Annotated in this window: 9 protein-coding genes; 7 read left to right on the top strand and 2 right to left on the bottom strand. The window is 57.6% G+C overall.

Annotation, left to right across the window (positions count from 1 at the left end):
* Positions 1 to 5: 5 nt before the first annotated feature.
* Positions 6 to 866 (bottom strand): helix-turn-helix domain-containing protein, encoded by an 861-nt coding sequence (locus TBK1r_RS02610; protein WP_145207392.1) that lies wholly within the window; start codon positions 864 to 866, stop codon positions 6 to 8.
* Between the two features lie 210 nt (positions 867 to 1,076).
* Here TBK1r_RS02610 and TBK1r_RS02605 point away from each other — a divergent pair, with 210 nt between their 5' ends.
* The 7 genes from TBK1r_RS02605 (at position 1,077) to TBK1r_RS02575 (ending at position 14,999) form a co-directional block, all read left to right on the top strand.
* On the top strand, positions 1,077 to 2,360 hold the full coding sequence (locus tag TBK1r_RS02605) for an L-rhamnose isomerase (RefSeq protein ID WP_145207391.1): 1,284 nt from the start codon (positions 1,077 to 1,079) through the stop codon (positions 2,358 to 2,360).
* A 171-nt stretch (positions 2,361 to 2,531) separates the two neighbouring features.
* Entirely contained in the window at positions 2,532 to 3,965 is a 1,434-nt protein-coding gene (locus TBK1r_RS02600) for a purine-cytosine permease family protein (protein WP_145207390.1), read from the top strand.
* A gap of 19 nt (positions 3,966 to 3,984) precedes the next feature.
* Positions 3,985 to 4,182: a hypothetical protein gene (locus TBK1r_RS02595; RefSeq protein WP_145207389.1), complete on the top strand. Its 198-nt coding sequence runs from the start codon at positions 3,985 to 3,987 to the stop codon at positions 4,180 to 4,182.
* Between the two features lie 80 nt (positions 4,183 to 4,262).
* A complete protein-coding gene (locus TBK1r_RS02590; RefSeq protein ID WP_145207388.1) occupies positions 4,263 to 7,655 on the top strand; it encodes a family 78 glycoside hydrolase catalytic domain in 3,393 nt (1,130 codons plus the stop codon).
* Between the two features lie 30 nt (positions 7,656 to 7,685).
* Positions 7,686 to 11,075, top strand: coding sequence for a sulfatase-like hydrolase/transferase (locus tag TBK1r_RS38170; protein WP_419580898.1), 3,390 nt, complete (start codon positions 7,686 to 7,688; stop codon positions 11,073 to 11,075).
* A 181-nt stretch (positions 11,076 to 11,256) separates the two neighbouring features.
* Positions 11,257 to 13,596, top strand: coding sequence for a family 78 glycoside hydrolase catalytic domain (locus tag TBK1r_RS02580; RefSeq protein WP_419581517.1), 2,340 nt, complete (start codon positions 11,257 to 11,259; stop codon positions 13,594 to 13,596).
* Between the two features lie 20 nt (positions 13,597 to 13,616).
* A complete protein-coding gene (locus tag TBK1r_RS02575; RefSeq protein ID WP_145207387.1) occupies positions 13,617 to 14,999 on the top strand; it encodes a sulfatase family protein in 1,383 nt (460 codons plus the stop codon).
* A gap of 67 nt (positions 15,000 to 15,066) precedes the next feature.
* On the opposite strand, the gene TBK1r_RS02570 is transcribed toward TBK1r_RS02575, so the two are convergent.
* Positions 15,067 to 15,705 (bottom strand): response regulator, encoded by a 639-nt coding sequence (locus TBK1r_RS02570; protein WP_145207386.1) that lies wholly within the window; start codon positions 15,703 to 15,705, stop codon positions 15,067 to 15,069.
* Between the last annotated feature and the right edge of the window lies 1 nt (position 15,706).

Below are 15,706 nucleotides of genomic sequence, written 5' to 3'. Positions count from 1 at the left end.
GGTGTTTAGCGATGGCGTTTTCGGTACTCGCGTGGAGATTGACCATGCACCTTGCGGAACTGCCGACTGAAATAGTTGCTGTCGGAGAATCCGACGTCGAACGCGATCTCGGTGATGGTTTGGTCGGTGCTTCGCAACAGCCGCCCGGCCTCTTCGATCCGCAGTTCAATCAGATATTTGATTGGGGAGGTGCCCATCGCGGCTTCGAACATCCGCATGTAGTTGGTCCGCGACATTCCGGAGATGGCCACGAGTTCTTCGAGCGAGATCGCCTGAGCGACGTTGCGTCTCATGTGGGCAATTGTTTCGCCGACGCGAATGAGCGTTTTGCTGGTCGGATTTCGTGTTTGACGGTAGCAACGGGAAAGGAACGTGATCAGTTCCAACATTGCGGCAATCGCCATCACTTCAAATCCAGGCTGCCGTGCGGCGAGTTCGTTGTCCAGTTTGTCGACCAGGCGAAGTGATTCGGCAATCTCGGCCGGGTTGAGCTGCAAGCGACTGGTAAACTGGTGACGCTGTCGCGATGCAGGCTCCAGCGTGAACAGCGCGTGGTAACCGGAAAGGGACTGCAGGTCGCCGAGAGACATGGGTAGATCGGTCGGGTCGAACAGAATATTGATCAGACTCAACCGATCCATGTTCAAGTAGTCGTGCGGACGCTCGCCCCCGATCACGAACGTATCGCCCGCTTTCAATTCGTAAGAATCTTCGCCGGTGATGTGCACGCCCGTCCCTCCGGTGATGATCACGATCTCCGAAAACTCGTGGCAGTGCAGTCCGAACGGCTGCTGGGGATCGCGCCGCTCGACGACGATCGGAAACCCGTCGGCGTGAAACCAGTCCTGTTTTTTCAGCACTTTCATGGCAGGCGGAAAGGCACATGCGGCCTGTCGATTGAGTCGATGGTCAACGGCATCCTGCCTGCGGGGACAAAAAACCCACGCTGGGACGATTGTGCTAGTCTGCGGGTCGATCGTCAAGGTTTGGGGTTTTCCCAGAGTGTATGCTGGGGCTGATCCAAGTACATGCTGTCGGATAAATCGGGCCCCAAAGGACCAAATAAGGACAAAATCATGAGCAATGCGACCAAGGTTGCTGCGGCATTTGAGTTGGCGTCAGAGCGTTATCAAGCGTTCGGCGTTGATGTGCGAAATGCACTCCAACGGCTCTCCGAAATCTCGATTTCGGTTCATTGCTGGCAAGGTGATGACGTCGCCGGTTTTGAAGCGGACGCCGGAACGCTCGGCGACGGGCTCGCCGTCACCGGTAACTATCCCGGACGCGCCCGAACCGCCGATGAGTTGCGTAGCGATCTTGAACTCGCCTACTCCTTGATCCCCGGAAAGCACCGACTGAATTTGCACGCCATCTACGGTGAGTTCAGCGGTCCCGTGGATCGTGATGAAATCGACGTCGAACACTTCCAAGGCTGGATCGATTGGACGAACGACCGCGGCATCAAGCTCGACTTCAACCCAAGCTACTTCTCGCATCCCAACGCATCCGACGGTTTCACGCTGTCGCATCCGGATGCCGGGATTCGACAGTTTTGGATCGATCATGGCATCGCCTGCCGTAAGATCGCAGCGGCAATGGGTGCAGCACAGGGCGGCCCATGCGTCAACAATTTCTGGGTACCCGACGGTTTCAAAGATACCCCCGCAAGCCGCAAAGCGCCGCGGGAACGGTTGGCCGCTTCCCTCGATGAAGTGTTCGCCGAAGACCTACCGCGAGACCAGACGTTGGACGCGGTCGAATGCAAGCTGTTCGGCATCGGCAGTGAGAGCTACGTCGTCGGTTCGCACGAGTTCTACATGGGTTATGCGATGTCGCGGGACAAAGTGCTGTGTTTGGACGCCGGCCACTTTCATCCCACCGAGGTGATCTCGGACAAAATTTCGTCGGCGTTGATGTACGTCCCCGAGTTGTTGCTGCACGTCAGTCGAGGCGTGCGATGGGACAGTGATCATGTCGTCACCTACAGCGATGAATTGCAGGCGATCATGCAGGAAATCGTGCGCGGCGACTATCTGGATCGAGTCCACATCGGGTTAGATTTTTTTGATGCCAGTATCAATCGTGTCGCCGCTTGGACCATCGGGACGCGGAACGCACTGAAAGCCCTGCTTGCGGCCCTGCTTGAGCCCACCGAGACGCTTCAACAACTTGAGCGAGACGGCGACTTGACCGCTCGGTTGGCATTGATGGAAGAACAAAAGACGATGCCGTTGGGAGCCGTTTGGGACCACTACTGCGAATCAATGGGCGTTCCCGTTGGTGCGGAGTGGCTTGAAAAGGTTCGGCACTACGAATCCGCAGTCACGTCTCATCGTAGCGATGAATCGGTTGCGGGATAAACAGGGACTCAGCAACCGTTGGTGTGCAGGCTTCAGCCGCTCTTTGTCGCTGCGTCGCAGCGACACGGAATCGCCTCAGGGCTCGACACCAACGGTTACTGAACCGCGCTTCCGGTCGATCAAAGCAACCCGAAATCACGCAATTTAAGAAAGCACTATCCAGGAAATTCCATGAGCGAACAAACTTCAAATTCGGGCGGAGAATTTGAACGTGAACCAGTGCCGGATTCGGCGTTACTGGGCAGCGGCAAGTTTTGGGGGATGTATGCAGGCGAGCACGCGGCGGGAACGGAGTTCATGATTGGACCGCTGTTTCTGGCGGCCGGTGCAAGTTTGTCCGATCTGATTCTCGGACTGCTACTGGGCAACATCCTGGCGGTCTTGACGTGGCGATTCCTCGTCGTGCCGATCGCGATGTCGAAGCGGATGACGTTGTATTATCAACTCGAACGCATCGCCGGCGGTTCGTTGGTCAAGTTCTACAATTTGGTCAACGGCTTGCTGTTTTGTTTTCTTGCCGGTGCGATGGTCACGGTTTCTGCATCCGCCGTCGGCGTCCCCTTCGGCATCACCTTTGACGTTCCATCGAACATGTTCGGCTTGAGCAACCCGTCGTTCACGGCGCTGGTCGCGATTGTCGGCGTCGTCATTGCGGTGGTTGCGGCGGGGGGTTACGAGCGGGTGGCTCGGGTCGCCAACATTGCCGCCCCGTGGATGATTGCCGTGTTTGCCGCTTGCGGGATCGTGTCGCTGGCACAGATGGATGCAACCAGCGTGGCCGCACTTTCGGAAGGAAAATTTTGGTCGGATGCGATCGCGTTTGTCCAGGAGAAGAACGGCCCGCAAACGTTTGGATTCTGGCAGATCGTGGTGTTCGCCTGGTTGTGTAACGGGGCGATGCACTTCGGGATGGCGGATCTTTCCATTTTCCGGTTCGCCAGGAGCAAAGCGTCCGGCTGGGCACCTGCGATCGGAATGTTCCTCGGCCACTACATGGCTTGGATCTCGGCCGCGTTGCTGCTGGCCGCACTGATCAAACTTCAACCGAGCTTGGCACTCGGGACCGACGGCAAGGTCACCGCAAATCCCGGGCTGCTGGCGTTTCAATCGCTCGGCTGGGCGGGGATTATTTGCGTGGTGATCGCCGGCTGGACGACCGCCAATCCGACGATCTATCGTGCCGGACTCGCTTTTCAAGGCATCTTGCCGAAGAGTTCTCGGACGGCGATGACCTTGGTGGCCGGCGCCGTTGCCACCATCGCGGGAGCCTTTCCGAATCTGTCGGCCCAGTTGCTCGATTTCGTCGGGACCTACGGAACCGTTCTCGGTCCGATGGGCGCGGTGATCTTCGTCGATTTTTATCTGATGAAGAAGTTTGGCCTGCAAAACGAGTACGCCACCCGCAGCGGAACGCCAATTAACTTTGCCGTGTTGATTGCGTGGCTGCTTCCCGTCGTGGTGGGGCTGTATCTGATTTTCCAACAGGGCGTGTTTGCTGCCTACGCGGTCATTCCATGCTGGATCGCTTGCGGAATTCTGTTCATCGTGCTCAGCAAGTTCACGCAGAAAGCATCGAGTGAATCATCGGCAACCGTATCCTCTTAATCCGTCATAGAGTTTTGACATGAACAAAATCGCCAAAGTCATCTCGCTGATCACCCTCAGTCTCGTTGTCGTCCCCTGCTTGTTGTATTTCGTCGGCGCGATCGAACTCGATGCCGTGAAGTGGGCTGCGCTGGCTGGCACCATCGGATGGTTCATTTCCACGCCCCTGTGGATGAGCCGAAAATTGCCGGTCGACGCCACCGAAGTCGAGATCTAGGGATCGGTCGACAACCGCGAATGCGCGCGACTGACTGATCGAAATCTATCCCTCCACCACCTTCACTCATTGGTAGCCCGTTGAAGTCTTTTGCAACTGCCACCGCCTCGTTGCTTGTCGCCGTTTGCTTGGCAACTCCAGTCAGCGCGATCGAAGCCGTGCACCTGCGATGTGAATACGTCGAAAACCCGGTGGGGATCGACATCACGAAGCCGCGTCTGAGTTGGCAAGTGACATCGAAGCGTCGTGGTCAGTCACAGTCAGCGTTCCGTGTCATCGTGTCGACCACCCCGGAAAACCTCGCGGGCGACATTGGCGACCTCTGGGATTCGGGAAAGGTGGTTTCCGATCAGACACTCTTCGTTGAGTATGCAGGGCAACCGCTTGAAAGCCGTCAGCAGTGTTATTGGAAGGTGCACGTTTGGGGCAACGACGAGTCCACTGCCACGACCAGCCAAGTAGCTTCCTGGTCGATGGCCTTGTTGGACGATTCAGATTGGTCCGCCCAATACATCAGTTTTCGCGACGATTCCCCGATCCAAAAGAACGTCGACGAGCTTCATCTGCCTGCGGCAAGGCAGTATCGCAAAGCGTTTTCCGCGGCCAAGCAAGTCAAGCGGGCGACGGTTTACGCCACGGCACTAGGCATCTACGAACTGCATCTCAACGGAACCCGCGTCGGCGATGCTCTGTTTGCGCCCGGCTGGACCGACTACCGACAACGTGCTTATTACAACACGTACGACGTCACCGACTTGATTCGCCCCGGCGACAACGCGATCGGTGCGTGGGTCGCCGATGGTTGGTACAGCGGCTATGTCGGTTTCGGCCTACTGACTGGGATGGGAACGGAGAAGACCGGCCGGGCAATCTACGGAAAAACGCCCTCGTTGATGTCGCAACTGGAGATCGAATACACCGACGGGACGAGCCAAATTGTCGCGACCGATGCGAGCTGGAAAGTCACAGGGGATGGACCGATCCAGCAAGCCGACTTGCTGATGGGAGAAGCCTATGACGCTCGAAAGGAGATGGATGCCTGGGCGAGCGACGGGTTTGATGACAGTGCCTGGCAGTCGGCCATCCTTGCGAAAGACAACGGCAGCCAAGTGGCAACGTTCTATCAGCGTCGCAATCCGACGAAGCCGGGCGAAGGCGTGAAGAATTTGGGTGAAGAACGGGACCTCGGGTTCAAACGTCCGAAACTGGAAGCCTTTCCCGGTGTTCCCGTTCGGGTGACCGAAGAGATCCCGGCGAAAAGCGTCACGCAGCGTGAGCCGGGGACATTTGTGTTCGACCTAGGACAGAATTTCGCCGGCACCATCCGTCTGAAAGTCAAAGGCCAATCGGGACAGCGGATTCAGATTCGTTACGGAGAGATGCTGCATCCGGATGGTCGGCTGATGACAGCGAACCTGCGGAAAGCCCGGGCGACAGACTTCTACACCTGCAACGGAGATCTCGATGGCGAAATCTACGTCCCACGGTTTACCTTTCATGGGTTTCAGTTCGTCGAAGTCGCCAACTTTCCCGGTGAAGCAACGCTGGATACCGTCACCGGGTTGGTGCTGCACAGCGATACGCCGTTGACCAGCGAGTTTGAGTGCAGTGACCCAATGGTCAATCAGCTTTTCAAGAACGTCGTTTGGACTCAACGTTCCAATTTTTTGGATCTGCCGACGGACTGTCCGCAGCGTGACGAGCGGATGGGTTGGACCGGTGACGCGCAGGCTTACGTTGCGACGGCGGCATACAATGCGGACATCGGTGCGTTTTATACGAAGTGGTTGCGTGAGTTGATGGAATCGCAGCGGCCCAGCGGTGCGTTCCCCGGCTACGCCCCGTTTCCGTTCCAGCATGGCTGGGACTTCGGCACGGCCTGGGCCGATGCGGGGGTCATCTGTCCGTGGACGATCTGGCAGTTCTACGGCGACACGCGAGTGATCGATGATTGTTGGGAACCGATGACGCGTTTCATGCGTTGGCGTAAGCAAACCAGCGTCGGCGATCTTGGCATCAATCACGGCAATGCCTGGGGCGATTGGCTCGCCCAGGGTGCCGAAACACCGCTCGACTATATCGACACGATTTACTACGCGATTTCCGCCAAGATGATGTTCGAGATGGCGGAAGCCACGGGAAGAACATCAGAAGCGAGCCAGTACCACGCTCAGTTTGAAAAGACGAAAGCCGCCTTCCAGGCGAAGTACGTCAACGACGACGGCAGCATCAACGTCAACACGCAAACCGCTCAGGCCCTGGCCTTGTTCGCCGACCTTGTGCCAGAACATCAACGCGCATCGACCGGACGACATCTTGCGGAAATGCTGAGCGAAAATGGGAACCACATGGCAACGGGTTTCTTGGGCACCCGTCCCTTGTTGCCCGTTCTTTCGGCGTCCGGACAACATGACCTGGCCACGTTCCTGTTGCAGTCACGCGAGTTCCCTTCTTGGGGTTACGAGATTGCAAATGGTGCGACGACCATTTGGGAACGCTGGGATAGCTACACCAAAGAAGACGCGTTCGGCCGTCACAACGCGGCGATGAATTCCTTCTCGCACTATGCGTTCGGAGCGGTTTGCGAATGGATGTTCGCCACCTTGGCCGGCATTCAGTCGGACGGCCCCGGTTTCAAAAAGATCATCGTCCGGCCGACTCCGCCGTCACCGGGAAGCAACGCGATGCACGAACCGATCGATTGGGTCCGTGCATCATACGATTCGATTCGTGGCACGATCCGCAGCGATTGGAAAGTCGATGGTGATGCGTTTCATCTGCAGGTATCGATTCCCGCGAACACCACCGCGACCGTTTATCTGCCGACCGGTGATTCGGCGAGCATTACGGAAAGCGGCAAGTCTTTGGCGGAAAATCCACACATCAAACTCGTTCGCACGGAACCCAATGTAGCCGTCCTGTCCATTCAATCGGGAAGCTACACGTTTGTCGCCAGCAGCGGCCTCGCACCCGCCACCCGTGCGTTAAAAACATCCGAGCCCAAAGACAACGCCATCAATCCCGATGGAGTTGATCTCGCCGACGCGAAGAAGCTTGCCTCGTGGGACTTCACGGATCCGGCGGACGTCGCCAAATGGTTCGATCGAAAGAGCGTCGAGATCCAGCAGCGAAATGGCAAGGCGTACCTGGTAGCGACAGGCGAGGATTCGCAGATGGCCGTGCGTCTGGATCAACCCGCCACCGGAAAGCTGGTGATCGAATTGCGTGCGATGCCCGCCAAGGGAGCCACCAGTCAGTTTTTCTGGGCCACACCGGGCCGAGGATTTGTGGGACACAAGCAGAGCAAGCGAACGCTCCGCGAAACAGAACAGGTGAACGCGTACTTGTTTACCATCACCGACGGTGAACCGGTCGGAAAGATTCGCTTCGATCCGTTTGCAACCTATGACAAGTATGCCAACGTCGGCGAAATGATGATTGAATCCATCGCGGTCTACCGACTCGCCGAATAGCTCAAACCACGCACCGCTAACGAGCCATCCATGATCCTGTTTCAACAATCCGGTTTTCTCAAAGCTTTCATTTGCCCGTTGCTGCTTGTCGTGGCGACAAGCCAAAGCGTTTGGGGACAGAACGCAGGATCAAAGCCGAACGTTGTGTTTATTCTTGCCGACGACCTCGGCTGGAGTGACACGACGCTTTATGGCACGACCAAGCTGTACAAAACGCCGAATATCGAGCGACTGGCGCAGCGAGGCATGACATTCACTCGAGCTTATTCGTCCAGCCCGCTGTGTTCACCGACGCGGGCCAGCGTCTTGACCGGGCTGAGTCCCGCACGGCACGGAATCACCGCACCGGTATGCCACCTGCCGAAGGTGATTCTGGAGCCGAATCAGGCGACCAGTGGACCGCCGAATCGACCAGCCACGCTTCCCGAGTCGGTCTCGCGGTTGGACACGAAGTACTACACGCTGGCCGAAATGTTCCGAGACAACGGCTATACGACGGGGCACTTCGGCAAGTGGCACCTTGGTCCAGAGCCCTACTCGCCGTTGGAACACGGGTTCGATGTCGACGTTCCCCACCATCCCGGCCCTGGACCGGCAGGCAGTTACGTGGCTCCGTGGAAGTTCAAGGACTTCGATCACGATCCGGACATCCCGGACGAGCACCTTGAAGACCGCATGGCCAAAGAAGCGGTCGCCTTTTTGGAACAACACCAAGACGAACCGTTCTTCCTGAACTACTGGATGTTCAGCGTCCATGCTCCGTTCGATGCAAAGCAAAAACTGATCGACGAATACCGCAAGAAAATCGATCCGAACGATCCACAGCGGAGTCCGACCTATGCGGCCATGATCGAGAGCATGGACGACGCCGTGGGGACTCTGCTAGACACGCTTGACCGGCTGGGGATTGCGGAAAACACGATCATCATCTTCGCGTCCGACAACGGCGGAAACATGTACAACCTCGTCGACGGAGGCACTGCGACCAGCAATGCGCCACTCCGCGGCGGCAAAGCGACCATGTACGAAGGGGGTGTGCGGGGTCCAGCGATCGTGGTGCAACCGGGATCGATCAAAGCCGGTTCACGAAGCGATGAAATCATCCAAAGCAGCGACTTTTATCCGACGCTGCTGGAAATGCTTTCGGTCGACGCTCAGCCGAATCAGGAGTTTGACGGAGTCAGCATTGTCCCGGCACTGCAGGGGAAAGCACTGGATCGTGGCGCGATCTTCACCTACTTTCCGCACGCACCCGGCGTCCCCGATTGGCTGCCGCCGGCGGTCAGTGTCCATCAAGGCGATTGGAAACTGATTCGCCTTTTCCACGCTGGTGAAGACGGAAAGCATCGTTACAACCTGTTCAATCTGAGCGATGACATCGGCGAACAAAACAATCTCGCAAGCAAGTTTCCAGAGCGTGTGGAACAACTGGATCGACTGATCGAGCAGCACCTCGTTGAAACCAAGGCGGTTCGCCCGTTGCCCAATCCTACATTTGATCCGTCAAAATACGACGTGACTCAAGAGGGCAAGGCAAGTCTAAAGGGTGGCGCCAACGCTGTGAAGAAATCCAACGCAAGACCGTCCGGTAAGCCTGTCGCGGGGTGGCAACCCGGCGGCACCTGCACCCTGTCGACTTCCAACAATGGGCTCGTCGTCCAGAGTACCGGCGGCGACCCGTTCTTCAGTCACGCCTTCCCCGAGGCAATCGACGCATCGTCCTTCACGTTGCATCTGACAATGACTTCGAATTCGTCCGGCAAGGGGCAGATTTTTTGGCAGGAACAGGGTGCCGGCCCGTTCAAAGCCGACCGAAGTGAATTCTTTGACGTTCAACACGACGGCCAGCCGCATGAGTATGCCATCGCATTCACGGTGACGAACCCATTGCTGGCCGTGCGGATCGATCCATCGCGAGGTCCGGGCAAGATTGAATTCTCCGAGATTCGATTGGTCGGCCAGAACGGGACAACGCACTACCGATTCCAGACACCGAAATCGCCTCCCGTTTCGTCCCGCAGCGACAACCATGATCGGAAGCCGAACGTCATCGTCATCTACACCGACGACCATGGCTACGCCGACCTGAGCTGTCAGGGTGTTTTCGACGATGTCAGGACGCCCAACATCGACAAGCTTGCCGCGGGCGGAGTCCGGATGACCGATGGCTACTGCACCGCCCCGCAGTGTGTTCCCTCACGCGGAGGACTGCTCAGCGGCCAATACCAGACAAAGTGGGGCCTGGAGTCGAATCCACAATTCCAAGACGCAGCGACCATGAAGCGTTTTGCCGAACTGGAAACCATTCCCGAGCGTCTCAAGCAGGCGGGTTACGCCACCGGCATGGCCGGCAAATGGCACCTGGGGCCGAGCAAAGCAGATGCGATTGCGGCACACGGATTCGACAAAGCGTTTCATAAAAACAGCAACGGGGCGGGTCATTGGAACATGAACTTGGACGGCGAAGACGTCGGGCCCGAGGAGCAAAAGGGTGGCGGCTACCACATCGATATGATTTCACAGTTTGCTTGCACGTTCATCGATCGCTTTCACGACCAGCCCTTCTTCTTCTATCTCGCTTGCCGGGCACCACACGTGCCGCTCGACGCACCACAACAATACCTCGACCGCTTTCCCGGCGAAATGCCGGAGCGTCGACGGCAGGCACTGGCGATGATTTCGTCCATTGACGACGGCGTTGGCCGAATCGTTGCAACGCTTCGCAAACACGAACTCGAAGAAGACACCCTGATCTTCGTCATCAGCGACAACGGCGCACCGCTGAAAATCCACAAGCTCGACGCACCGGGCGGAGGTCCCGGTTGGGATGGTTCATTGAATGATCCCATGAATGGTGAAAAGGGGATGCTGACCGAAGGCGGCATCCGGGTTCCGTTTGTGGTGAACTGGAAAGGGACGATTCCCGCGGGTCAGGTCTATTCGCATCCCGTGATCACACTCGACGTTGGCGCGACCGCTTGCTCGTTGGCCGGATTGCCCGAGGATCCGATCCTCGACGGCGTCAACCTGATCCCTTTCCTGACAGGCCAAAAGCAAGGCAGCCCGCACGATGCCTTGTATTGGCGCTGGCTGGGCCAGTCGGCGATCCGAAAAGGAAACATCAAATACCTTCGCTGTGATGACCGGGAGTATCTCTTCGATTTGGAGAAGGATTTCGAAGAGACCAACGACCTCATGACGCGTTCTCCTGAGCTGGCGGCATCGCTTCACGCCGACTTGAAAGCGTGGGCCGCAACACAGTCTCCACCCGGCATCTGGGCCATGCAGTCCGCCGCCATGAGCAGTCAGGCGGCGAAATACTTTGACTGGTACGTCGACGGGAAACGAGACGTGGCGCCGCCGACGACGAATCGGAGGCAGCCGCGAACCGGGCGCAAAAGCAAGACGCCCAACCAGTGAACCGCACATTGCTCTCATCCTGAAACACTTCCCCAAGGCTGTCGACATGTTTTCACGACCTGGTCTGATGATGTCAGGGCTCGTTGCCCTTCTCACCGCTTCGGCTTGTCCCGCGTCGGATCCCCCTGCCGCGTCGATTCAAAAGCCCGCCGTCGTGAGCGGCGAATCGGGCTACGCAGCGATGGTCAGCCGCGGGTACACCCCGCTGTTCAATGGGACGGATCTGACCGGATGGCGAAATCCTTACCCGTACGGCGAAGCGAAAGTGGTCGACGGTGAGATTCATCTGCTGGCGGACAAGAAGTTTTTTCTGGTCACCGAAAAGAAGTATTCGGACTTTCGTGTCAGTGTTGAGATTCATCTGCCTGAGGGACCGGCGAACTCGGGCGTGATGTTTCGTGCTCATGTCGATGAGGATGCCGCCAAAAAAGTTTATGGCTACCAGGCCGAGTGCGACGGTTCGGACCGGCGCTGGTCGGGAGGCCTGTACGATGAAGCCCGACGCGGATGGATTTGGCCGAGCACCAAAGGGCGATCAAAGGATCAGTTCCTCGCACACGCCGAAGAATCACAACAGTTTTTTGCAACGCCTCGCGTCCGCGATGCGCTCAATCGCAACGGATGGAATCGCTACGAAATCACCTGTGTCGACGATGTGATTCGAATCGAAGTCAATGGGGTGGAAACCGTTCGCTTTCGCGATGCCACCGACGCGAGCGGCTACATCGGGATCCAACATCACGGTGAAAAAGGACAGACGTATCGTTTTCGCAATCTGTTCATCAAAGAGTTGCCCGAAATTCCCGCCCAGCAGCATGTGGCGTTAACAGAGCAGCAGCCTCTTTCCATCAAACGAATCAGCGAGACGGTCACACAGATCGATTTTGGCACCGTGGCTTTCGGAAACATCGCCATGCCGGTTCCCTCGGGCCGCGGTACGGCGAACGTGCATTTCGGCGAAAAATTGAAGGACGGCCGGATTGACCAGACTCCGCCGGGAACCGTTCGATATGGAATGACACCCATTCGTCTTGGCCAGCAGCTCGGCACCTGGGTCGTGCCGGCTCCGGTGGACCCCCGCAATGTGCAGCAATCCGGATTGATCTACGCGAACCCGCCAGCGGTTTTGACACCACCGCAGTGGCAACCCGTGATGCCGTTTCGCTGGGTGGAGATCGAAGGGGTTGGCCCGGACTATCCGTTCGATCTCGTTCGCCGACGAGCCGCATACTCGGCAACGTGGAACGACGATGCAAGTGCGTTCGAGTGTTCCAACGAAACCCTCAACCGCATTTGGGACCTGTGCAAATACAGCATCAAGGCCACCACGTTTGCCGGCGTGTACGTCGACGGCGACCGTGAACGCATTCCCTACGAGGCCGACGCCTATTTGAACCAATTGAGTCATTACACGACCGACGACGACGTCAAGATGGCCGCGCGGACGTTCGACTGGCTGATGGAAAACGGCACTTGGCCGAGCGAATGGGCACCGCACATGGTGTTCATGGCGCATGCCGAATGGATGCACAACGGCGACACCGAGTGGTTGAAACAGCGCTACGAATCGTTGAAGGCGAAGACGTTGATTCACCGCAGCGGTGAAGACGGCTTGGTTCGCAGCGATGAAGCGGATCAGAATCGACACGACATCGTCGACTGGCCGAAGCAAGAGCGAGACGGGTTTGTGTTCACCGAGATCAACACCGTCGTCAACGCCTTTCACATCAAAGCGATGGAGCAGATGGCGGAAATGGCCAATGCGATCGGCAACGAGGCTGACGCCGATGCCTTTGAGTCTCGAATCAAATTGGCTCGCGCGTCGTTTCAGGACAAACTGTTCGATCAAGACGCCGGCATATACCGCGATGGCATTGAGACGGACCACAGCAGCGTCCACGCCAACTTCTTTCCCCTGGCGTTCGGCCTGGTCCCTGATGAAAAACGCGACGGTGTGCTGTCGTGGTTGAAGCAAAAGAAGATGCAGTGCAGCGTGTATGCGGCGCAGTACTTCATGGATGCACTGTTTTCAGCGGATGCCAGTCAAAAGGCGCTGGACCTGATCCTGGCCGACGGCGATCGCAGTTGGAAACACATGGCCGACAGCGGCACCACGATCACCTGGGAAGCTTGGGAGATGAAATACAAACCCAACCAGGATTGGAACCACGCATGGGGCGCCGCGCCGGCGAATCTGCTGCCGCGACACGTGCTCGGAGCGCAGCCGCGAACCCCAGGCTGGACCACCGCCACGATTCGACCCTGCCCAGCTGATATAGAATCGGCCCGCGGCAAGGTCCCGACGCCGCGGGGGCCGATTAAAATTGACTGGACGAACGGAGAGGCCTTCAATCTGTCGTTGTCCTTGCCCGATGGCATGTCAGCCGTGGTAGAACTACCAGCCCCCGATGGCTCCACCGGCGTCTTCGCTGACGGAACGGCAGTGGCCGCGACCAAACGCGGCGACCGATGGCATGTCGATGGAGAAGTCACGGGATCCGTCCGTTTCGAAGTGAAGTAAACGTCAAGAGAAGGATCACAATGTCGCGTCGAATTCTGGCTTGTTGTCTGACCGCTGTCGCTTTTTGCGTCCACTCGTTTGCGGCGGAGCATCGTCTGCCGGACATCGTGGTCTATTTGGCAGACGATCTTTCCGCACTCGACCTGCCGATCTACGGCGGGACGAACATCAAGACGCCGGCGATCGATGCTTTGGCCGCCGATGGAATGACCTTCGATCGCGCGTTCGTGGCGAGTCCGGCGTGTGCCCCCAGTCGAGCCGCTTTGCTCACCGGCTTGATGCCGGCCAGGAATGGTGCCGAAGAAAATCACACGTATCCGCATGAGGGGACGGTCCGTCTGCCACGGCTGCTTGGTCAACTCGGATACCAGACGGCAGCGTTCGGAAAGGTCGCCCATTCAAAGAGTGCGAAGAACTACGGGTTCGACACCATCGAGCTGAAGAAAGACATTCCCGAGCTGCGCAAAACGGTAAAGAAATTTCTTGTCAATCGCAACGACCCGAGACCACTGGCACTGTTCGTGGGTGTTTCCAACCCGCACGTGCCCTGGCCGTTTGAATCAACCGTCGATCCGGTCTCGATGACGTTGCCACCGAAGCTGTTGGACACCCCGCAAACGCGAGTCCAGCGGTCGCGTTACTTGCAGGAAGTCAAAGATCTGGATGCCTACCTGGGCGAAGTCCGGGCATTGACCGACGAGCACATGGCGGAAGACAAACTGTTTGTGTTCTCCAGTGACCATGGAGCCCAATTCCCCTTCGGCAAATGGACGCTGTACGACGAAGGCATCCGCGTGCCGTTGATCGTCACTCGTCCGGGCAAGATCCAAAAGGGAATCCGAACGGACGCGATGGTCAGCTGGATCGACATCTTCCCGACGCTGATTGACATCGCCGGTGGAGCCATCCCCGACGATCTCGACGGACGTTCGTTCGCGGCGGTCCTTCGTGGGGACACGGATTCACATCTCAAACGCATCTTCACGACGCACAGCGGCGACCGGATGATGAATGTCTATCTGAGTCGCGCGATTCGCACCGATCGATACAAACTGATTTGGAATCCGCATCCCGAGTTCGCGTTCACCACCCACATCGATCTGCTGCTCCGCGAAACCTCGGGCGACTACTTCAAAGAGTGGACCGAGGCGGCCAAGACGAACTCGCGGGCTGCCGAGGTGGTTGCTCGACACCACGGCCGTCCCGAATACGAATTATTTGATTTGCAGCAAGATCCCCACGAGCAAAACAACTTGGCCGGTCGTGAACAGGTGCGTGATGTTCAGCTGGAACTGCAAGCCGAACTCAACGCCTGGATCAAACAACAGGGCGATGATTTGACCGTGTTCCATGAACCGCTGATGCTCGACGCGCCCGAGACGTGGGTGCCACGCCGGAATTAAACGTACCGGCTGATCAATAGCTGGGATGACGGGCTGGGAGTCTGTCCCATTTGATCCCATTCGTCGATCAGGGTCGCAGCAATCCCAATTCAAACCCTCTCGCGACCGCTTCGGCGCGGTCCTGAGCGGCGAGTTTGAGCAGGATCGCCGCCACGTGAGCTTTTGCGGTGCGCGGCTTGATGCCCAAAATCAAGCCGATATCGGGATTGCTCATTCCTTTGCGAAGCAACCCCAGCACCTCGATTTCGCGAGAGGTTAACTGCGGTGTGGCCGAATAACTCTTGATCCGTCGTGAGACTTCTTCGCTGATACACAACTCGCCACGACCGACTGCCAGAATCGACGCAACCAATTCCGGCGGCATGGCGGTTTTTGTGATGTAACCATCAGCCCCCAAATCGATCGCGTGATGCATGTCGTGTTCCAGTTCGGAGGAACTGAGCATCAACACGCTCGCGTCGGGAGACTGTTGTTTCAGCCGGCGCAGACACTCCAACCCGCCCATTCCCGGCATCGCGATATCCAGCAGCGTGACATCCGGATCATGCTGTTGGTGGAGGACCAAGGCGGATTCCCCACTGTCCGCTTCGGCAACGACGTCGAATTCCTCACGCGCGTTGAGCATGTTCGCCAATCCGGCTCGCATCACGGCATGATCATCGACGAGAAGCAAACGAAGAGGTCGCGACGGAACAGATTCAGCCATG

Source organism: Stieleria magnilauensis (assembly GCA_007753675.1).
Taxonomy (GTDB): Bacteria; Planctomycetota; Planctomycetia; order Pirellulales; family Pirellulaceae; genus Stieleria; species Stieleria magnilauensis.
Note: the sequence above shows the minus strand (reverse complement) of the source record. Positions and strands in the feature narration are given on the sequence as shown.